The 19,355-nt window shown below is 42.4% G+C and carries 18 protein-coding genes and 1 tRNA gene; 17 read left to right on the forward strand and 2 right to left on the reverse strand.

The window, feature by feature from the left end:
* The first annotated feature begins 79 nt into the window (after positions 1 to 79).
* The 15 genes from BN8899_RS12030 to BN8899_RS12100 all read left to right on the forward strand — a co-directional run bounded on the left by BN8899_RS12030 (position 80) and on the right by BN8899_RS12100 (position 13,754).
* Positions 80 to 1,504 carry an AAA family ATPase gene (locus BN8899_RS12030; protein WP_065219624.1) on the forward strand — a complete coding sequence of 475 codons (1,425 nt, stop codon included), beginning with the start codon at positions 80 to 82 and terminating at the stop codon, positions 1,502 to 1,504.
* A 9-nt stretch (positions 1,505 to 1,513) separates the two neighbouring features.
* Complete coding sequence (locus tag BN8899_RS12035; RefSeq protein WP_065219625.1) at positions 1,514 to 3,289, forward strand: hypothetical protein; 1,776 nt, start codon at positions 1,514 to 1,516, stop codon at positions 3,287 to 3,289.
* 492 nt (positions 3,290 to 3,781) lie between these two features.
* A complete protein-coding gene (locus tag BN8899_RS12040; protein WP_065219626.1) occupies positions 3,782 to 4,096 on the forward strand; it encodes a DUF3853 family protein in 315 nt (104 codons plus the stop codon).
* Between the two features lie 25 nt (positions 4,097 to 4,121).
* The gene (locus tag BN8899_RS12045; RefSeq protein ID WP_065219627.1) at positions 4,122 to 4,916 is read left to right on the forward strand and encodes a DUF7833 domain-containing protein; all 795 of its coding nucleotides are present in this window, start codon (positions 4,122 to 4,124) and stop codon (positions 4,914 to 4,916) included.
* A complete protein-coding gene (locus BN8899_RS12050) occupies positions 4,831 to 5,505 on the forward strand; it encodes a P-loop NTPase family protein (RefSeq protein WP_231932337.1) in 675 nt (224 codons plus the stop codon). Before BN8899_RS12045 ends, BN8899_RS12050 begins: the two co-directional genes overlap by 86 nt.
* Positions 5,506 to 5,722: 217 nt before the next feature.
* Positions 5,723 to 6,079 (forward strand): plasmid mobilization protein, encoded by a 357-nt coding sequence (mobC, locus tag BN8899_RS12055; protein WP_065219628.1) that lies wholly within the window; start codon positions 5,723 to 5,725, stop codon positions 6,077 to 6,079.
* Entirely contained in the window at positions 6,079 to 7,320 is a 1,242-nt protein-coding gene (locus tag BN8899_RS12060) for a relaxase/mobilization nuclease domain-containing protein (RefSeq protein ID WP_065219629.1), read from the forward strand. Before mobC ends, BN8899_RS12060 begins: the two co-directional genes overlap by 1 nt.
* The gene (locus tag BN8899_RS12065; protein WP_065219630.1) at positions 7,317 to 7,847 is read left to right on the forward strand and encodes a hypothetical protein; all 531 of its coding nucleotides are present in this window, start codon (positions 7,317 to 7,319) and stop codon (positions 7,845 to 7,847) included. Before BN8899_RS12060 ends, BN8899_RS12065 begins: the two co-directional genes overlap by 4 nt.
* A gap of 289 nt (positions 7,848 to 8,136) precedes the next feature.
* A complete protein-coding gene (locus BN8899_RS12070; RefSeq protein ID WP_065219631.1) occupies positions 8,137 to 8,391 on the forward strand; it encodes a helix-turn-helix transcriptional regulator in 255 nt (84 codons plus the stop codon).
* Positions 8,384 to 9,862, forward strand: a complete 1,479-nt coding sequence (locus BN8899_RS12075; RefSeq protein ID WP_065219632.1) for an Eco57I restriction-modification methylase domain-containing protein — start codon at positions 8,384 to 8,386, stop codon at positions 9,860 to 9,862. The genes BN8899_RS12070 and BN8899_RS12075 overlap by 8 nt, the downstream gene beginning before the upstream one ends.
* Positions 9,850 to 10,782, forward strand: coding sequence for a BsuBI/PstI family type II restriction endonuclease (locus BN8899_RS12080; RefSeq protein ID WP_065219633.1), 933 nt, complete (start codon positions 9,850 to 9,852; stop codon positions 10,780 to 10,782). Before BN8899_RS12075 ends, BN8899_RS12080 begins: the two co-directional genes overlap by 13 nt.
* Positions 10,783 to 10,802: 20 nt before the next feature.
* Positions 10,803 to 11,420: a hypothetical protein gene (locus BN8899_RS12085; protein WP_065219634.1), complete on the forward strand. Its 618-nt coding sequence runs from the start codon at positions 10,803 to 10,805 to the stop codon at positions 11,418 to 11,420.
* Positions 11,401 to 12,438, forward strand: a complete 1,038-nt coding sequence (locus BN8899_RS12090; protein WP_065219635.1) for a Kiwa anti-phage protein KwaB-like domain-containing protein — start codon at positions 11,401 to 11,403, stop codon at positions 12,436 to 12,438. Before BN8899_RS12085 ends, BN8899_RS12090 begins: the two co-directional genes overlap by 20 nt.
* 78 nt (positions 12,439 to 12,516) lie before the next feature.
* Positions 12,517 to 13,107, forward strand: a complete 591-nt coding sequence (locus BN8899_RS12095; protein ID WP_148375410.1) for a hypothetical protein — start codon at positions 12,517 to 12,519, stop codon at positions 13,105 to 13,107.
* A complete protein-coding gene (locus BN8899_RS12100) occupies positions 13,104 to 13,754 on the forward strand; it encodes a hypothetical protein (RefSeq protein WP_065219637.1) in 651 nt (216 codons plus the stop codon). The genes BN8899_RS12095 and BN8899_RS12100 overlap by 4 nt, the downstream gene beginning before the upstream one ends.
* Positions 13,755 to 13,906: 152 nt before the next feature.
* On the opposite strand, the gene BN8899_RS12105 is transcribed toward BN8899_RS12100, so the two are convergent.
* Positions 13,907 to 13,980 (reverse strand) — tRNA-Ile (locus tag BN8899_RS12105).
* A gap of 171 nt (positions 13,981 to 14,151) precedes the next feature.
* Between BN8899_RS12105 and rlmH the strand changes: the two genes are divergently transcribed.
* Together rlmH and BN8899_RS12115 are read left to right on the forward strand one after the other, a co-directional pair.
* Complete coding sequence (gene rlmH, locus BN8899_RS12110; RefSeq protein ID WP_026207418.1) at positions 14,152 to 14,625, forward strand: 23S rRNA (pseudouridine(1915)-N(3))-methyltransferase RlmH; 474 nt, start codon at positions 14,152 to 14,154, stop codon at positions 14,623 to 14,625.
* A 16-nt stretch (positions 14,626 to 14,641) separates the two neighbouring features.
* Positions 14,642 to 18,256, forward strand: a complete 3,615-nt coding sequence (locus BN8899_RS12115) for a sensor histidine kinase (RefSeq protein WP_018337275.1) — start codon at positions 14,642 to 14,644, stop codon at positions 18,254 to 18,256.
* Positions 18,257 to 18,286: 30 nt separating this feature from the next.
* Here the strand turns inward: BN8899_RS12115 and BN8899_RS12120 are convergent, their stop codons facing one another.
* Positions 18,287 to 19,306 carry a glycosyltransferase family 9 protein gene (locus BN8899_RS12120; protein ID WP_065219638.1) on the reverse strand — a complete coding sequence of 340 codons (1,020 nt, stop codon included), beginning with the start codon at positions 19,304 to 19,306 and terminating at the stop codon, positions 18,287 to 18,289.
* Between the last annotated feature and the right edge of the window lie 49 nt (positions 19,307 to 19,355).

Raw genomic sequence — 19,355 nt, forward strand, 5'->3', positions numbered from 1 at the left:
GACCCACTTTTGGAGGATTATAACAAGGTTTTGTCAATTATTATTATTAATTTTGCACTTGGAAATTAGATGCATCATCATGATAATCGGAAGAAAACCAGAGCAAAAAGAACTATTGGATGCTGCAAACTCGGAATACTCTAAGTTTGTGGCAGTATATGGACGTAGGCGAGTAGGAAAAACTTTTCTTATTCGCGAGACTTTCAATTACTCTTTTACGTTCCAGCATACCGGCTTAGCTTGCGGAAAAATGAAGGATCAACTTCTAAGTTTCAGGGAGTCTCTAAAAAAGGCTTCAGGAAAGAAGTATAATCAATTCAAGAACTGGTACGAGGCTTTTTTTGCATTGGAGGAATGGCTTGGTTCTCTACCTGACGGCAAAAAGATTGTATTCTTTGACGAACTTCCGTGGATGGATACACCTCGCTCAAATTTCATATCAGGATTGGAGCACTTTTGGAATAGCTGGGCCTCGGCAAGAAAAGACATACTTCTTATTGCTTGCGGGTCGGCAACCTCTTGGATTGTAAACAAACTTATAAATAATCATGGGGGACTCCACAATCGTCTTACAAATAGAATTTTGCTTCAACCCTTTACCCTCTCCGAATGTGAACAATATTCCGAGGCGAACAATCTAGGGTTGAGCCGTTATCAGATGGTTGAGAATTATATGATAGTTGGAGGAATCCCTTTTTACTGGAGTTTGCTTAAGCGAGAACTTAGTTTAGCTCAGAATATTGATTCTTTATTCTTCAGTCAGGATGCAGAAGGTCTTTCTCATGAATATGAACAGCTATACGCTTCACTGTTTAATAATCCAGAGCCATATATGCAGGTAGTGACTGCATTGGCAAAGAAGAACAAAGGATTGACTCGTGATGAAATAGTTAAATATAGCGGTATTCCTACAGGTGGAGATTTATCGCGCTACCTCAATGAACTTGAATGGTGCGGTTTTATACGAAAATACACAATTATCGGTAAACAATCCAAAGATGCAATATATCAATTAATTGATAATTTCACTCTATTTCATTTTCAGTATATACAAGGAAATAAAAACAACGACAACCATTTCTGGACAAACAATATTGGAAGTCCCTTACATCGCGCATGGAGTGGACTTGCATTTGAACGTGTTTGCCTACAGCACATTTCACAGATTAAAGAAGCCCTCGGAATATCCGGGGTTTTGTCCAATGTTTATAGTTGGAGGACAGAGGCTGATGAGGATAAAGGTATTGATAAAACCCAGATAGACCTACTCATTGATCGCAATGACGGAGTAATCAACCTGTGCGAGATGAAATTCTCTGCTCAGGAGTACGCAATTACCGAAGACGAGGAAATGAAGCTCCGCCGTCGTCGTGGCAACTTCATTGAAGCCACACAAACCAAAAAGGCAGTTCATATTACACTTGTAACGCCTTACGGTATCAAACAAAATTCACATTCCTCTATTGCTCAAAATGAGATTAATCAAAATCAATTATTTTTATAAATTATCGCCATGGAAAATATTGAGTTTAGTCAAAATGCAATATTCCTCAAAATTGGAGACTTTAAAATAACGAATGGTGTAATAGACAATCTTTTAAAAACGATATCTGCAAATAAGGTAGGTCGACATTATCAAAAAGTAGTCAGAAAAGATGCCGATGGCGTGAAATGGTCGTTTATTGCATTCAAGACACAATGTCGCCCTACTTGCTTTCACAAGGAAGCAGTCATTGACAATAATTGGCTTGAAATAAGGTTTGCGTACCTGCTACTCGTAGAAATAGATGAATTCGTAATAATATCAAAACGGTATGTCTCTGGGTTGTCGGATTTTATTTCAAGATTTGAACCTATTGATTATGAAATATTGGCGAACGTTTTTATGAATGAGAAGGTCGCACTACAAAAATTGGGCATGAGAAATCTGGACACATCCAAAGGCGCAATGCATCAGAAAATAGTAGAAGCAGAAAATTTGATAGATTCTTTCTCATCAGTAGGCTCCAATACATATAACCTCAGTCAATATCGTTTAATAAACAATAATGAAATCATATCTATATCTCTTAATACTTCAAGAATAAGTAATTTGGGCGGAAAGAACCAATTGATTGGTTTTATCCACTGGTGTAAAATCGTGTGTGCCAAAATACAATCTTATGTGGAGCATTCAACATACATGTCAATTTTTGCAACACCTATTAAATTTGAAAAGCAAAGGGATCAATTAACACCGTCTACACTTTTTTTCACACGTGAACGGCTAATCGCCGATTTAGAATCGAAAATTGCTCACATATCTTTCATAAACAAAAAGGGTGAAATTATAATAGTTCCGTCATACTTGCGATTATTAAACATACTAGCAAAGCCGTTTAGTATCGAGCATGATAGAGATGGAAATTTTATAATTGGGAAAAACACTCCAAATCAGATTGCCTTAAAGATCAACAAGAAATCAATTTCATTAAAAAGCAATGTTCTTGGCAGATGTATATTAACAATGGGTGACGGCACTGAAGAGAATCTTGAGAGTTATATTAATCGAACACAATCGTTTATCGTATATTTTGCAGATAGCATAAGTAGATATAATGATCGTAAACTATTTAAAGACAATCAATTGCTTGGAAATATTGATTCATTTCTCGAAATATTTCAACCTTTGAATGAACTCACTTGGACCACTAGCGAAAAAGGGTCATTTACAATAAACTCTGAAGATTTCAGTGAGAATTCTTTATTCCACATAGTTGAACAAAAATTTAAGAGCAAACATGACATATTCATATGTGATGACCTTGGAACAGAATGGGGTGATCATATAGGATTGACTCCACATTCGGTTTCATTTTATGTATCTAAACATAAAAAATTAGGATTCTCTGCTTCTGCCTTTCAAGAAGTAATTGGGCAGGCTCAAAAAAATCTAGGAACATTCACACCAATACCTAAATTATTAACCGATAAGGAATCCACATGGAATAGAATGTATAGAAATGATGGAATACAAACAAGAATATCACGTATTAGAACTGGACAGTCTGCTATTGATGCAATAAACATGTGGCAAATGGCTCAAAGAAGTGCTAACTTCACGCGAGAGATGAACATAATTATAGATTTTATATCCAAGTCTACCTTATCTGATTATCTAGAAAAGCTGCAACAAGGAGAGGATTTCCCACAAAAGAAAGAGGCCGTTCCAATGTTATGGCTAATTTCTTCATTAGTAAATACGTGTCGCGAGCAAAATGTCCGGATACACATATATTGTCAGCCCTAAATTATTGTCAGCCTTAAATTTCTCGTTATCAGAAATTATTACTTATCTTTGCGGCGCTCACGTTTTCATCGGCTATCTCCTCTGAGGATAGCTCGATATAGTCTATGTAGATTTTGCGTCTTATGAGTGCTGACGTGCTTCAACTATAAGGTGGTGTGCGTTGTGGTTTTTTTCATACTCCTGGTGAGACACAATGACAATTCCTTTAGGACAGTTGCCGTCTCTTTCCTCCCGCTCTTCAACATCTCTTTTGTAGCCTAAGTTGAAGTAGTAAATTATTTACAACCGCTTTGGGTGCCGTCCGAGTCTATCGGGCGGCTTTTATTTTCCACTTGAGTGCCAAAAACAAGTGCCGATTGATTGATTTTGCCAAACAATCTGAAAATATCGGCGCTAAGAGGTGTACGATTCTTCAGTTCACAAGATCGCACTTAATTTTGCGACCCAACTACGTTAAATCCCTCTATCATAAGGAATATTAAACCATAGTATATGAATATCAAAGATCTCTTAAACAAGCCTCTGTGGCAAATGACCGGTGAGGAATTCATGTTCCTCTCTCAAAGCAGTTCCGAGCCTAAGAAAACGGAAAAGGAAAACGAAAGTTCTCAGAAATCTCAAGAGAAGAAATATGTTTACGGAATGGCTGGAATAGCACGCCTGTTCGGATGCAGCATACCGACCGCCAACCGAATCAAGAAGAGCGGCGTGATCGACAAGGCTATCACTCAGTGTGGCCGCAAGATTATCGTTGATTCAGAACTCGCGCTAAGTCTTCTCGCGAAGAAAAATCCAGGCTGTCAGTAACACACTAAAAAATTTACACCTACCCATGCAGGAAATGATGAACAAGAGAGTGAATCTCTATCTCCTCATGCAGCGGTTCTGGCGAGAGAACGAGTATGAGCCATTCTCCACAGCGGAGATTGCGCTGTACTTCTTCCTCATCAACCGGGCGAACAGCCGCCGATGGCAGATGCCGTTCAAGTGTCCGACTTCGGTAATCAGCACCGCAATCCAAACGACCCGACAGACTGTTGTCAATGCCCGTGAATCACTCAGGGTGCGGAATTTCATCACCTATACCAAAGGCACCGGCAAAGGCTCCCATCCGATGTATTCACTTGTCTTGATAGATGAATTGACGGAATGTTTTTCGGATGAATTGACGGAAACCTTGCAGGATTGTTCGACAGTTGGATTGTCGGACAGCTTGACACCCTATAATATAGAAGTTAGAAATATTAAAGATAAAAATTATTCTTCAAATAAAACAGGCGATGTGAAGATTTTGAGTTTGGATGAACTTGAGGCTTTGCTTGTTAACGACGAACCGTGGCTCAATGAAATCATTTTCCTTCTTTCTCCCTCCTGTCAAATCGAATTGCCGGAACTGAAATCGTATCTCTGCAATTTCTTCCGCTATCTCAGATGTCAGGGAACGAAAGGTAGGGAGGAAGATGACTGCCGCAGATATTTCGTAAACTGGATTAAAAAACAACCAATCAATAAAAACAAAACGACTCTTAAACCGACAACCCATGCAACAAATCAATCAGCCAACGATGCTCGCCGACCTGCTGGTGTCTCAGCTCAGTCGGCCAGCGACTACGAGGGAGCGTTTTAGGCTTCCGTTCTCAAAGACCGATACCGTCCGTGTACTTCTCGCCGGAGTGAAGGCGGAAGTCGAACGCCGCGACAGAACTTTTATAATGAACGAAGCCTTGTTGACGCAGACCGAACAGGTTGCAGAATGGCTCACGGGCAACCACTCAAAATTCGGACTTATGCTGTGCGGCGGATGCGGCAACGGCAAGACCACCTTTGTGAAAGCCTTCCAGCAAATCCTCAACAAATTTGAAGTCAAAGTTGATGATGATTACTCCGAGCGATATTCCATCCGGATTGTCAATGCCCGCGACCTTGCGAGGGTTTGCAAAGAGGACTATGACGAATGGCGCAGTCTCTGTTATAAACGGATGCTTGCCATTGACGATTTCGGGACCAAACCGCTTGAGGTTATGGATTACGGCAATGTCCTCTATCCGTTACCCGAGCTGCTGATGACTCGCTACGAGCGTCATCTGTTTACCATTCTCACGACCAACCTTACGCCTCAGGAGATCCGTCCAAGATACGGCGACCGCATAGCCGATCGTCTGAACGATATGGTTGGCAAGGTAATCTTCGCCAATTCCACTTATAGAACGCCGTAGCCGGCAATACATCCGACTGCTACGAGACTCCGCAATCGAAACAGAAGTGAAGATGGAGGAGGATTGCAAGGTTGTTTTTTATGTCCCATAAAAATTAGCTCGGTCAACCTTTCGGTTGCCGCATACGCCCTGGTCTTGAAATCATCCTGATTCCGCACCCAACCTCTTGCCTCCTACATCTTTCCTCCCTCCATTTCTACCTCCAACCAAATTCAAAATGATACAGACAAAACCAAAATCCAAGCGCGGACGCAAGTCCAAACCGGAGTGGCAGCGGCTCCGCAATGAAATCAAGCTGCATCTTGATGACGGCAACTATGCCGTGGTGAAAGACATGGCTCGTGAAGCCGGACTCTCGCTCAACAAATTCATTACCCGTGCCGTCATGGGCACAACAATCCGAAAAGCTCTGACTGAAGAGGAGTACTTGATGGTCCGCAGCCTTCAGGGTATCGCCAACAATCTCAATCAGCTCATCCGATGCGCAAATGGCATGGGCTTCGATGCGGTAGCAAGCAAGGTTGATAGTATGCTAACAATAACACTCGATTTGCTCTCAAAATTCCGTATGTGATGATAGCCAAATTCAAAAACAGAATTGATTTTGTAGGCCTGGTAAGCTATGCCAATGACATCAAAAGCGATGAGAAGAGAGGAAGGCTACTGTCGTATCAGGGTGTCTGTGTCGTTTCCAACGAGACGATTGCCGACAGTTTCAATACACAACTTCGACGGCCGGACAGCAAAGGAAAAATTCATCACATCGGTAAACCGGTAAAGCATGTGTCTATTTCTTTCTCGCCGGAGGACGCCCATCTGTTTCCCGATAACGAGGAAGGCGACCGCTACATGGCGCAGCTCGTCGATGAATGGCTTCGGGGTATGGGCATCACCAACGCCCAGTATATCGTGGCTCGGCATTTCGATAAAGCGCATCCGCACTGCCATCTGGTTTATAGTCGCATCGCCCTCGACGGCAGCGTGATCTCCGCATACAATGAGCAGTTGCGCAGTGCTGATGTATGCAAGAAAATCAAACTTCGTCACGGACTGACATTCGGCAACACGACAGGCGAGAAAGTTAACCGTGACAGACTGCGACCGATTCAGCAGTTGCGATTCGATATAAAGTCGGTTGCCATCGCCGCGGCAAACAGCTCGACATCGTGGGCTGAATTTCAACATGCTTTGGAGGCTCATGGGATAGAAGCATCTTTCAGTATCAACCGTTCCACGGGAGAAATCCGAGGTATTTCATTCACCAAAGACGGTTACAGGTTTGCCGGTTCTAAACTATCCAAACAGAAACTCACCTATGGCAAGCTCGTCGCAAAGTTCGGAGCATTGCCAGTTGAGGGAGTGGCTGTTTTGTCCACCCCCAACAAAGGCTTTTATGAAGGACGGTTCGGAGAAACCCCAAGTGTGGGGGAGAACGTTTTGTTCACCCCCTTTCGAGACCATAGGTTGAACTCTGAGGAGGGTACGGGCAAATTGACCGCACCCTATCGAGATTCAAGCAAGGGGGGCTATGTTCCGCAGACCCCCTCTCGGAATCAACTGGTTACAGGCAAAGAGGGTTCCAAAACGAAAAGTCTTTTAGAGGGCGTGCTATCCAATAGCTCCCTCACTGAACCGTCGGAAGTTTGTCTGGTTCCATTGTCTGTGATCATTAACTTACTTGTCGGTCCCACGGTCGTGCAATCTTCCGGCGGCGGTGGCACTACCAACGACCTCGACTGGAACGATGAACGCCGTCGCCGTCAGGAAGCTCAAGACAACCAGTATATTTACAGACCATTCAAACGCAGAAGATGAATACTACCGATAAGAACTATGTTGACCGACTGCACAATCAGCATGTCAACGAGCTAAACGAAATTAAAAATCGACTTCTAATTCTGGAAGGCAAACCGTCTGCCATGCCCAACGGAAACGTCCAGGTCGAAATCGACACCGACAAAATCTATGAAATGTTTCTGAAAGCGTGCCACGACTGTCTGCAACAACGGCAGGAACGTCATCGGGAAGAAGACCGCCAAGCAGAAGAACGACTCCGACAGGAATGCGAAGCCAAAGGAGAACGCTACTTTTCAAATGTCCACGAATGGCGTGCCGCCATCGCCCGTGACTACGATGCCTTCTTTCAAAAGATGCTCGGCGTAGCCAAACTCACTGACCGCCACTATCGTGACATCAAAATCGCCCTTCAGAAAATCCTCAACGAGCCATCCACCGATTCAGAGTCTCCAAAATCCCAACCTCTCTTTTCTAATCTCCCATCCGGCATCCTTCCAAAACTAACCGCACTCCGTCATCGATTCAACAACTGTATCCATACATAGCTCACCGGTAGCTTCACTCTTCCTCGTGGCTGGACGCTTCTAATTGGTCTACTATATTTTGGCTTCCTCTTTATCTTACTTTCATTACGGTCAAATACGAAGTAAATAGAGATGTCGACACACTCCTAATCTACTATTTCCTATCCAATTTACCCTCCAAACTAATGCCACCGTCAGCTTTTTAAGTTGTCGGTGGTATTTTTTACTGTTTTCTCATTTTATTGAACATTATATGAGTCAGCTCCCAAGAAATTTCATTAACTTTGCGTTCAAATTAAAGAAATCTTGTATGGCAGAAAATATCAACCGCATAAAAGTCGTTCTCTGCGAAAAAAATGTGAAGTCCAAATGGCTAGCAGAACAGTTGAAGGTTAATCCTACCACTGTTTCCAAGTGGTGCACCAATACTTCACAACCAGACTTATATACTTTGCGATCTATAGCAACCTTATTAGGCGTTGATGTTCGGAGATTACTTAATTCCACTGAGGATATGAGTATAGCGGCAGAACCGATGATTATTTATGGTGTTAAAAATGGCTGAGTTAATTCATCATAACATACTAGATGCAGTTGTAGAAAACACCAACGCTTTCATAGCGAGTGTCCCCAAATCTCAACGGAAGAAATTTGGCCAGTTTTTTACAACCGCTAAGACAGCTATGTATATGGCTGCCTTATTCTGTATTGATATCGACAAGGAGGAATTAACTCTTTTGGATGCAGGAGCTGGGACGGGTATACTGTCAGCAGCCCTCTTGGATCGAATATATCGTTTAGGATATACCGGTAAGGTAAATCTCACCTGTTATGAAACCGATAGTGTGGTACTCCCTGTTTTAGAGCAAAATCTGAAGCTAGCAAAAGAAAAATATGGCATTAACTTTTGTATAAAGACGGAGAATTACATTACCAGTCAATATTTTGGCATAGGGACTCTTCTTGATGAGGATAGTTGTAAGTATGATTACATAATAGGGAATCCGCCCTATCTCAAAGTTTCAAAGGATGCTCCGGAGGCTTTGTCAATGCCGTTAGTTTGTCATGGTGCACCCAATCTTTATTTCCTATTCTGGGCTATGGGTATTTATAATCTCAAAACCAACCAGGAGCTTGTTTATATCATACCTCGTTCATGGACATCCGGAGCTTACTTTAAAAAATTCAGGGAATATCTTTTTGAGAATGCAGTAATTACCGACATTCATTTATTTGAAAGCAGAGATAAAGTGTTTAGAGGTGAGTCTGTCCTTCAAGAAACCATTATCATTAAGGTAAAAAAGACAAGGACAGAACCTGATACGATAAATATCACCACATCTTCGGACTCCGAATTCAGTGATATTAGGAAGTTCGAGGCTTACTATCACACCGTAGTGCCAAAAAATCATTATGTATATCTCATAACAGATGAAAATGATGCCAATGTGATAGAACGGATCAACAATCTTCCTAAGACTCTTCCGGACATTCAGCTAAAAATGCAGACTGGAATCATTGTAGACTTTAGAACACGAGAGGTCTTGCGTGATAATATAGAAGAAGGTGCTTTCCCCTTGCTTTACGCCCAACATATCAAAGATGGACGTGTAGTATGGCCATTGGGGAAAGAGGGTGAAGTCATCCAAACAGATCATCTGGCCTATCTTCAGGAGAACAGCGATTTTCTTTTAGTAAAACGGTTTACGTCTAAGGAGGAAAAGCGGAGACTACAGTGTGGGATATATTTAAAGCAAAGATATAGCCAGTTCAAATATATAAGCACACAGAATAAGGTAAACTTCGTTAAATGTGATTCTCCCTGTATTACATACGGGCTTTACGTGCTTCTTAACTCCTCTCTATACGATGCATACTATCGCATCTTGAATGGTTCTACCCAAGTAAACTCAACTGAAATTAACCAGATTCCAATTCCATCAAGGGATGTAATTGAAAAAATGGGACGAGAGTTGATGCACCATGAACTGACTGTAGTAAACTGTGATAAAATCGTTGACCGATGGATAAACTAGAAACTGCTAAAATATTGCTTGCACAGGTTGGAATGCCTCCCAAACAGCAAAGCATGATATGTGTGTTCACCCTTTTGGCAATGGCGAATGTCAGGAAAGATACGCCTTGGTGCAAAGCTACTAATGAGTGGATTCGTATTCATGACATTATAGCGTTTACATCTGAGTGTTATAACGTAGTTTATGCGGAAAATTCCAGAGAGACATTCCGTAAGCAAGCTCTTCATCCGTTTCGCACTGCCGCCCTTATTGAAGACAACGGATTGGCTACCAATAGTCCCAACTATCGCTATCGACTGACAAATGAATTCCTTAAGGTTATTCAAGAGCAGACGGATGATGATTTAATTGCTTCAGAGCCGGGCATGGCACTTCAGATGTTCATGTCCAACCACGAATCATTATCAAAGATTTATGCCTCCAAGAAACGGATGCAGAAAATGCCTGTTAGAATAAATCAACAGGAATTTACATTCAGTCCCGGGAAGCATAATGAACTCCAGAAAGCAATAATCGAAGAATTTGCTCCCCGATTTGCTCCAAATTCCGAATGCTTATATGTTGGAGATACCATACAGAAGGACTTGGTGAAGAATATCGAAAAGCTATCTGAATTAGGCTTTGAGATTACGCTTCATGACAAAATGCCCGATGTTGTATTATATCGGGAGGATAAGAATTGGATTTATTTTATAGAATCCATAACCTCTGTTGGGCCTATGGATCCGAAGCGAATAGTTGAGATAGAAACTATGACAAAAAATGTCACCGCTGGCAAAATTTACATTTCAGCCTTTCTTGACTTTTCGACATTCAAAAAATTCTCTGACCAGTTAGCATGGGAGACAGAGGTATGGATTGCAGATATGCCAGACCACATGATACATCTAAACGGAGATAAGTTTTTAGGACCAAGATAAAATTATTCTATATTTAGGACATGAAGATTGGAACTAAAAATAATCCTTTGCAAAACAGTGCTTTGCTAGTATTGTTTGGAACCTCTTATACCCCTTTATTTGTTCTTGTTGCTTTGCGACAGATTGTAAACAATGCTAATTATCTGAATTATGCAGGGGTATCCATAGCATCCGTAAAGTGCTTAATTAGTAAATTCGGATTGGCAATCTTCCTAATACTTTTGTCGATTGCTTTTTGTGTTGGATTAGGCACGCTCTTAAAGAACATACATAAAAGGTCATCGAATGGCCATAAAGCTCAGATTCTCAAAATTAACAATAGAAATAATGAGGCATTAGGTTATATTGCAACTTATATAGTTCCATTTGTTTCTGCTGATTCGGCGACTGGACTAGATGTCGTATGCTTTATAGTAATGATGTTGATAGTCTATGGCATATATGTGCGCTCTAATATGGTTTTGATAAATCCAATACTAAATCTTAAATATTCTCTATATGAAATTGAATATAAAATAAAGCAAGATAAGGAACGTGATGGATTGGTTCTTGTTAAAGGACATTCTATAGAAGAAGATGAGAAATTAGTTATTTACCCCATAGGTTTTAAACTATTTTATGGAAGACCAGCAGACTAATACAGTGAATGAGTTGCAAAGTTTGAGAGAGCGAATCTCACAGACTTTACAGAGCGACATTAAATTATACTTTATTGTCCGAATGTTGAGAGATAAAAAACTCAGAAAACAGTCGGTAATGAGTAAATATGTCTATAAGGCATATCAAATCGATATTAATGAAACAATTAGAGGATACATTTATGCTTCAACAATAGATGATTTGGACAAAATCTGCAAAAAAGATTACTCTATGCTTGAGTACGATCCGATAGCAGAAGACACCGATAATCTTTTCACCTACTCTATGAAAGGGAAGGGCCTAGCATTTGCAGATGTGGTCGAAAACCAATTATGCAGAGTAGTTGAACATGTTAAATCATTAAAAGACTTTCAGAGCGGCGAAATCGAGCTATGGGCATACTGTGTTGGATTTGAAGAAGAATCAGGTGATTCGATATTCACTTTCCGCAAAGTTTCTAAAGCTAAGGTCGCAGTGCAGGATAATGAAAATCCTGAAAAAAAGAAAGGTTGGTTTAATACCTGTCTTAACCCAACTACCCATCAACTGGAACTGTTGCAAGGTGAAGTAATTGCTCTAGATCGGCAGGTTGACTGTGTTTATGTTGATGAGGCATTCTTCATTTTACGTAAGGTTCCTTTTGAACAGATTGTTGGTATTCAAGAGGAATTTAAAGAAAAAGCTCTTGAAATTGTTTCTCAGTTGGAAGAAACAAACAAAGTCGAGGGGTTGGCGATTTTGAAGGATAAGGTAAACTCCGGTACAGGTCTTCATAAGAAACTTGCTAAAATAGCGAAGAATGGCGGTATTCCCGAACTCACACCTCAAACACTAGACAAGATGCGTCAAATCGGACTTACCCATGGGAATCCGATAACTATTAAGGACGACAAGATTCAAATCGAAACAGAGGCTGATTTAGATTCCATCATCAAGATGCTAGGTGACTACTATAAAATAGGTGAAATAACTGGCAAATCTTATGGAACATTTGCTGGTAAAGTTCTTACGCAATAAGATATGATTCACAGCACCTACCATAACAAAGATACTTATGAGGATCCGAAGACTTCGTCAGTCTTTGAAACGATGCTTATGCTTCCGGATGAATTATTCTGGGGTGTATTACGGTCGGCTTGTTTTGACAATGACAATCTACCGTTAGTTTCTGGACAGATTGAAGCATATGAGTTTTGGCCTCATTGGGATCCCTCCCGTACTACTAACACAAGCCTAGTAGAGCCGGATGTGTTTATTCGCTTCCAACCGTTTGATGTTATAATAGAGGCAAAGTACAATGACCATTCGGGCCAGTATTCACAACAATGGGAGAATGAAATAGTTGCTTATCGAAATGAATATGGCAAGGATAAGCCGGTATATTTTATAGCTGTCGGCGGCAACGCAGAAAAAGCCTCCGAGAGTGTATCTCTTGTGAAGGATGTAGTTGCTAATAAGTGTACTTGGCTCTCATTACTTATTCAAATCACAAAACTTCGTGATGACTATGAAGCATTACCATTGATAAGCAATAATCAATCAGCTGTTATTCGATTGCTTAATCTAATAGAGCTTGCTTTCAATATACATGGCGTTTACAACATCCATTGGTTTAATGAAATCAAGACATCGAAGCCTCTGATTTCTCAAGAGTCCATACTAACCCTTAAGACCTATTTCAAATGAGTAAAGAATTAGATAATGCCTTCGTTGATGTAAGGAATTCCTTTAGATTGTTGGCACGTTATCAATCGCGTATACTTGATATAGTTAATTATATCAGAGAGCAAACTCCATTTACTGATATGTGGGGATTAAGACGTTTTTGCAATGTGATTTCCACTCGCAAAAATTGTCCGGGAGATAATTATGCAACTTTAAGAATCTATAGTGATATGTGGGCCTGGGATTTCATGTATAACTATATCTTTGAATACTATTTTGGTCAGGTCAAGATCCAACGTAAAGTCATTGATATGTCGGTAATCCAAGTCTCCGATGACGGTTTCTATAAGTCAATGTCTAGCAAACCATCTCAAACTGACATTTCGACGTTTCTCCCGGCAGAGGAAGCTAATTCATATTTGGTTTTAACTGCTGGCTGGAAGGCATGGATGCGTGATGAACAGGAAGATGACTATGATGCGTTCCTCCATAAATTCCTATCCGGAACCAATGATTCATGTATCTACATCGATGATAAGGGATATTGGGCTATAACCAAGCGCTACCCCATGCAGCGTTTTTCTTCCCAGAAAGAAGCTGATAAGGTATTGGCCGACTTCGGGAAAATTGTAAAAGATAACACAGGCATCGAGCTTTTCAAGAAATAATCTGAACACAAAATTTGAACACCGGGGCGTGAACACAGGGGGCTGCCATTGGCGATTGAAATGAGTTGGCGCGGAGTTGTGTTCAGATTTGTGTTCAAAGTAAATGAAAAAGCACTTGCGAAGCAATTCGTAAGTGCTTGATTTTTAAGGGGTGGTCCCACTTGGGCTTGAACCAAGGACTCCCTGATTATGAGTCAGGTGCTCTAACCAGCTGAGCTATAGGACCTACACTTGCGTGTGCTAAAGTGGTTAGCTTTAACGGGTGCAAATATAGTGTTTTCTTGAAATTCGGGCAAATATTGGTGTGCTTTTTTTTAACGATACGCGGTAGATATGGTATTTTTATCTACATTTGCGTGTAGATGAACATTTTAGTGTAATAGAAAAAAATTGTGGTGTGAAAGTTTGTTTGCTAGTGATAGGAAAGACAGATGCCGAGTTTGTACGGGCGGGGATTGCCGAGTACGAGAAGCGGTTGAAGTATTATATTCCATACGAGATGAAGGTGATCCCGGATGTGCGGAACACGAAGAACATGAACGAGGTGCAGCAGAAAGAGCGGGAGGGGGAGTTGATATTGGCGCAATTGGAGGCGTCGGATTTCGTGGTTTTGCTGGATGAACGGGGAAACGAGTACACTTCTAAGGCGTTTGCGGAGTTTTTGGCACAGAAGATGCTGACAAGTATTAAACGAATGGTTTTCGTGATCGGGGGACCCTATGGGTTTTCCGAAGAAGTTTATAAACGTGCGAATATGAAAATATCATTATCCAAGATGACATTCTCCCACCAGATGGTGAGAATGATTTTCACGGAGCAGTTGTACAGGGCAATGACAATATTGAAAGGAGAACCTTATCATCATGAGTAAAACGAGGATTAGGAGAATGAGAAAGTTCTGGCTCGTGTTAGCCTTAGCCATGGGGTGCCTCCTGGTGGCGTCGCTGTGGGAATATTCTTTGAGTGATTGGTCTGTGGATTCCCAGATCGGTTTCTTTCAGGAGCGTTTGCACGCAGAGGAGAAATACCTGGATGAGCAATTGCAGAAATTGGATGAGAATAATCAAATTCCCAAGACGCATTGGCGAATGAGAAATTCTATCCTGCTGGGGTTCAGGGACGGGAAGTTGGTGTTTTGGAGCGACGAACGGGCGGGATCTCCTAATTTGTACGAGCGGTTGAGGGATGGGGGCGAGCTGGTGAAGGTGAATAATTTGTATTTTGATGTCCGTAAACGTTTTATCGGGGATATGGAGTATTATGCCCTCCTGTTTATCAAGGAGGATTACCCGTATTCTAGTACTTACGTGAAGAATCATTTCAACCCGCGGTTCGGGGGAAACCTGGATGATGCCACCAAGGTGACAATTAAAAATGTATGGGAAGAAGGGGGATATACTATCTATAACCGAGACGGAAAGGCTTTGTTCAAGATCGAGAGCAACGTGGGGTACGGTGATACTTTGCCGAATTATTTCCTGTTGGTACTTTACTTCGTGTTCCTTTATCTCTTGTTTTACGCTTACGAGATTTCGTTGGATCGGGCGTCATGTTTCAGGGAACAATTGTGGTACGTGTTGGGATTCTCTGTCCTGCTGATCCTTTTGCGATATGTTATGGTGCGCTATCAGGTGCCGTACACGTTGTATCATTTGTCGATTTTTGCGAATAGCAAGGTCGGGGGGAGTGGCTCAGTCATCGTGTCCGTGGGCGACTTGTTCGTGTCGATGTTCTGTCTGGCGCATTATCTTTTTATCACGTTCAACAAGTTGCGGATAAAATACAATGAACCCCGCCTGATGCGTTATCGGTTTGTTTTCCTGGTCGGTTTCGTGTTGGCGGCATTTTTTTACACGAATATGTTGCATTTCTCTATTAATATGTTGATAGAGAGTACATCGGTCAGTTTGAATATTGCCCGGTTGATTAATGTCGACTTTTCGTCCGTGGTGGCGTTTGTCACCCTGATTATTGCCGGGATGGGTTTTATCGTGCTGATTAATAGTTCTGTCCGGTATTTCCGGAATCTTTTCACGATGAAACAGGCATTGCTGGGGGTAATGGTCGTGATTGCTTTTTGTGCGGCACTTTGCTATTTCTTCAATTTCTCGTTGACGCCCCTCGAGTGTTTGTTTACCTTATCGCTTTTCTTGTTGTTTATCCTGGGAATTTACTTGATGAAGATGGATACCCAGAAGAGTATATTCATGATGGCACTTCTCGTGGTTTGTGTTTATATCATATTTTTGGCGAAGAGTAGCGAGATGCAACGGGAACAGAAGATCCGTTCCAGTTACGTAGTGGAGATTGTGAAGGAGGTCGATCCGGTATTCGAGGAGAAGTTGATAGAGATAAACGACGAGATCAAGAAGAGCACGGTGGTCGATTCGTTGGTAAAGGTGGGGAATGAGAAGGTGTTGGCTACTTACATTTCGGAGGAATTGTTGGATATGACCGGGTTCTACTATGATTGCGAGGCAATTATATGTAACGGGCGGGATACGATACTGGTAACGCCGCCGTACGTGAAGTTCGGTTGTTACGATTATTACGACGGGATGATCGATACGTTAGGAAATCAGGTGGGAAGTACCTCTTTCTATAGTATTGACCAGTTTGACGGGCAGAATGTTTACCTGGGACGTTTTATGCTGCCGTATGAAGGAATTTGCCTGTATATCCGTTTCGCTTCTAAAAAAGGACACGAGGGGATAGGGTACGTGCAGGTTTTGTCGCGCGAGACGGCTCTCGAGAACGAGTTCGTTTACCCGTATTCTTATGCCAAATACCGGAAAGGAGTGTTGGTCGAAGCCAAGGGAAGTTTTAATTACCCGCGTACGGTAGACCGTTTCGGGTCACGTGCGCACGCTCGTACTGTTAATATCGACGGGTATTCCCACATGATCGTGCCCGTGGGGGATGAGGGAGTATGTATTGTTAGCTTGGCGGATGACGTGTTCTCGTTGTATTACATGAATTTGCTGTACGCTATTTTTGTCAGTGCTATTCTGACTTCCTACGGGATGTTTTTCCGCTTTGACGGCGGGTGGGGCAATTTCCGGCAAACAAGCTTGAAGTCCAGAATCAAGAGTAATATTATCTCGTTGGTAGCGGGGTTGTTTATACTCATGACTCTTATGATTATCGTGGGGAACGCCAAGAGTTTTGAGCGACGGCATAGCGAGGCGGTGATTCAGGTGTCGAAATATATCACGAGCGAGTTGGAACGCTATAATTGCGTGGATGCGGACAAGTGCCCCGAGATTGAAACTGCTTTAAAGAGAATGGCTGATGTGCTTTGGGTGGATATCAACATTTATGGTTGGAACGGGGAGCTGGTAGCAACTTCCCGACCGATGATTTTCGAGAAAGGGTTCGACGGGACGTTGTTGAATCCCGAGGCGTTCAAGGAGATCGTCCGGAAGGAACAGATGAGTTTCGTGCAAGACGAGCGAATTGCCGAGATGGTCTACATGGCGGTTTATATGCCGTTGGTGTTGGAGACGGGGGAGAAGTACGTGTTGAGTATTCCTTATTTCACGAAAGGGGAGGAGTTGAATAAAGATATTTTCCTGATCGTGATTGTTGCTGTGAATATTGCGATGATCGTGATGGTATTGGCATTTATCCTGTCGAGCGTGGTGGCGGAGCGAATCACGAAGCCGCTGCAAATAGTGAACGAGAAGTTGAGGCGGATGCGTGTGGGGGGAAGGAACGAGAAAATTATTTATAACCAGAGAGATGAGATTGGGTTACTCGTGAAGGAGTATAACGAGATGGTGGATAAGCTAGACGCGAATGTCAAGCAATTGGCGAAGTCCGAGCGTGAGAGTGCCTGGAGGGAAATGGCTCGCCAGATTGCCCACGAGATCAAGAACCCGTTGACCCCGATGAAGTTGAATTTGCAATTTATGCAGCGTACTTTGCAGAAGGGGGATATCGAGGAAGTACGACAACGTTTTAAGGATATATCTTCTGTATTGATCGAGCAGATTGATCATATGGCGTCCATCGCTTCGGCATTTTCCGATTTCGCTAAATTGCAAGTAGCGAATAACGAATGGTTTGATTTGAGTGAACTCGTGGGCGGGTGTGCCAAGTTGTTTAACGAGAATGTGACGAATATGACGTGTGATATAGAACCGGGTGTTTTCGTGTATGGTGATCGGGAGCAGGTGAACCGGGTGATCGTGAATCTGTTGAAGAATGCGGAGCAGAGTATCCCGGAGGATCGGGAGGGGCACGTTTTCGTACAGTTGAAGACGGCTTTGGGAAAGATTATTTTACTCGTGCGGGATAATGGTTGCGGGATTCCGGAAAGTATAAAAGATAGGATTTCCGAACCGAATTTCACGACTAAATCGGGAGGTACCGGTCTGGGATTGGCGATGTCTTATAAAATCATCGAGAGTATGGGAGGAACAGTTTCTTTCGAGAGCGAGGAGAACGAGGGGACGACTTTCTACGTGACGTTGAGGCACGATAAAGACGAGAATAATTGAAAATGAGTTTTCATTTCCGAACTACCCCCTCTAAAATTTAAAATCTAAAATGGCTCTGGCTTTTTGGACAACTGTTTGAGGGGTGATGTCGATCATGCATTTTTGCCAGACAGGTTGTTTGCACTTGCCTCTGCCGTCTTTGGTGCAGGGACGACAAGGTAAGTTAACTTCCATGATTTCAGCTTCTTTCCCAGAGGGAAATCCGAAAGCAGTGGGCCCCATCAAGGCGATAGACCGGGAGTGAAATAAGTCTGCGGCGTGCAGGAAACCCGTGTCCCCGCTGATGACGAGGTTAGATTGCTTCACGAGATAGCAGGATTCCAACAAGGAAGTCTTTCCGGCGAGGTTGTTCACTCGCTCCGGTGCGATGGCTTTGATTGTTTCGCAGAACGTGTCGGTTGGTCCGGCGAGTATAATGAAACGGTATTCCGGCATGAGTTGGATGACTTGTTGCCAATGGCTGACAGGCCAGCGTTTCATCTCCCAGTTGGCGGAAGGCACGAGTGTGATTGTCTTCGGGGTAAAGATGCGGGTAAAGCGTTCTTTGAATTCCTCCGGGAAATACCAGTCGGAGTAGTCCGATTCAAAATTCATGATACCCCATTTTGCCAAAGGTTTCCGGTAGGAGATGATTCCCCGGAAGGGGTTGTCGAATTTGTTAATCCCGAGTTTGAAAAGTAAGAAACGTTTCCAGCGGTCTTTGCTCCGCAGCGTGTAGTGCGGTCCCCTGGGGAATAACGAGTAAAAAGAAGGTAGCAACACGGCTTTCAAAATGTTGGAGCGGATATTGCTATGTGCGTCGTAGATATAATCGAATTTCTCGGCTTTTAGTTCCTTTGCCATATGCAGCAATCCTCGAAAACCCGCTTTTTTGTCAAATCCCCATACCCGGTCGATCCGCTTGTCCATGTTGAGGAAAGAGCCCATGTCTTTGCGGGCAATCCAGTGAATCTCCGCGTCAGGGAAATGATTCTTGATTCCGTTCACCACGTTCATGCATTGGATGATATCTCCGATGGAACTGAATCTGATGATGAGAAATTTAGCCATGTCGAAAACTATTTTGCAACAAAAGTAATAAAAATGTAGTTTACCTATT

Origin of the sequence: Butyricimonas sp. Marseille-P2440 (assembly GCF_900091675.1) — a bacterium.
In the GTDB taxonomy this organism is placed as follows: Bacteria; Bacteroidota; Bacteroidia; order Bacteroidales; family Marinifilaceae; genus Butyricimonas; species Butyricimonas synergistica.

Excerpts from the sequence above, each read along its gene's own strand:
- BN8899_RS12040 (WP_065219626.1), top strand. The coding sequence starts at position 3,782 with ATGAATATCAAAGATCTCTTAAACAAGCCTCTGTGGCAAATGACCGGT.
- BN8899_RS12045 (WP_065219627.1), top strand. The coding sequence starts at position 4,122 with ATGCAGGAAATGATGAACAAGAGAGTGAATCTCTATCTCCTCATGCAG.
- BN8899_RS12035 (WP_065219625.1), top strand. The coding sequence starts at position 1,514 with ATGGAAAATATTGAGTTTAGTCAAAATGCAATATTCCTCAAAATTGGA.
- BN8899_RS12090 (WP_065219635.1), top strand. The coding sequence starts at position 11,401 with ATGGAAGACCAGCAGACTAATACAGTGAATGAGTTGCAAAGTTTGAGA.
- BN8899_RS12030 (WP_065219624.1), top strand. The coding sequence starts at position 80 with ATGATAATCGGAAGAAAACCAGAGCAAAAAGAACTATTGGATGCTGCA.
- BN8899_RS12080 (WP_065219633.1), top strand. The coding sequence starts at position 9,850 with ATGGATAAACTAGAAACTGCTAAAATATTGCTTGCACAGGTTGGAATG.
- BN8899_RS12095 (WP_148375410.1), top strand. The coding sequence starts at position 12,517 with ATGCTTCCGGATGAATTATTCTGGGGTGTATTACGGTCGGCTTGTTTT.
- BN8899_RS12115 (WP_018337275.1), top strand. The coding sequence starts at position 14,642 with ATGAGAAAGTTCTGGCTCGTGTTAGCCTTAGCCATGGGGTGCCTCCTG.
- BN8899_RS12100 (WP_065219637.1), top strand. The coding sequence starts at position 13,104 with ATGAGTAAAGAATTAGATAATGCCTTCGTTGATGTAAGGAATTCCTTT.
- BN8899_RS12070 (WP_065219631.1), top strand. The coding sequence starts at position 8,137 with ATGGCAGAAAATATCAACCGCATAAAAGTCGTTCTCTGCGAAAAAAAT.
- BN8899_RS12085 (WP_065219634.1), top strand. The coding sequence starts at position 10,803 with ATGAAGATTGGAACTAAAAATAATCCTTTGCAAAACAGTGCTTTGCTA.
- BN8899_RS12075 (WP_065219632.1), top strand. The coding sequence starts at position 8,384 with ATGGCTGAGTTAATTCATCATAACATACTAGATGCAGTTGTAGAAAAC.
- BN8899_RS12050 (WP_231932337.1), top strand. The coding sequence starts at position 4,831 with ATGCAACAAATCAATCAGCCAACGATGCTCGCCGACCTGCTGGTGTCT.
- BN8899_RS12065 (WP_065219630.1), top strand. The coding sequence starts at position 7,317 with ATGAATACTACCGATAAGAACTATGTTGACCGACTGCACAATCAGCAT.
- BN8899_RS12060 (WP_065219629.1), top strand. The coding sequence starts at position 6,079 with ATGATAGCCAAATTCAAAAACAGAATTGATTTTGTAGGCCTGGTAAGC.
- BN8899_RS12120 (WP_065219638.1), bottom strand. The coding sequence starts at position 19,306 with ATGGCTAAATTTCTCATCATCAGATTCAGTTCCATCGGAGATATCATC.
- mobC (WP_065219628.1), top strand. The coding sequence starts at position 5,723 with ATGATACAGACAAAACCAAAATCCAAGCGCGGACGCAAGTCCAAACCG.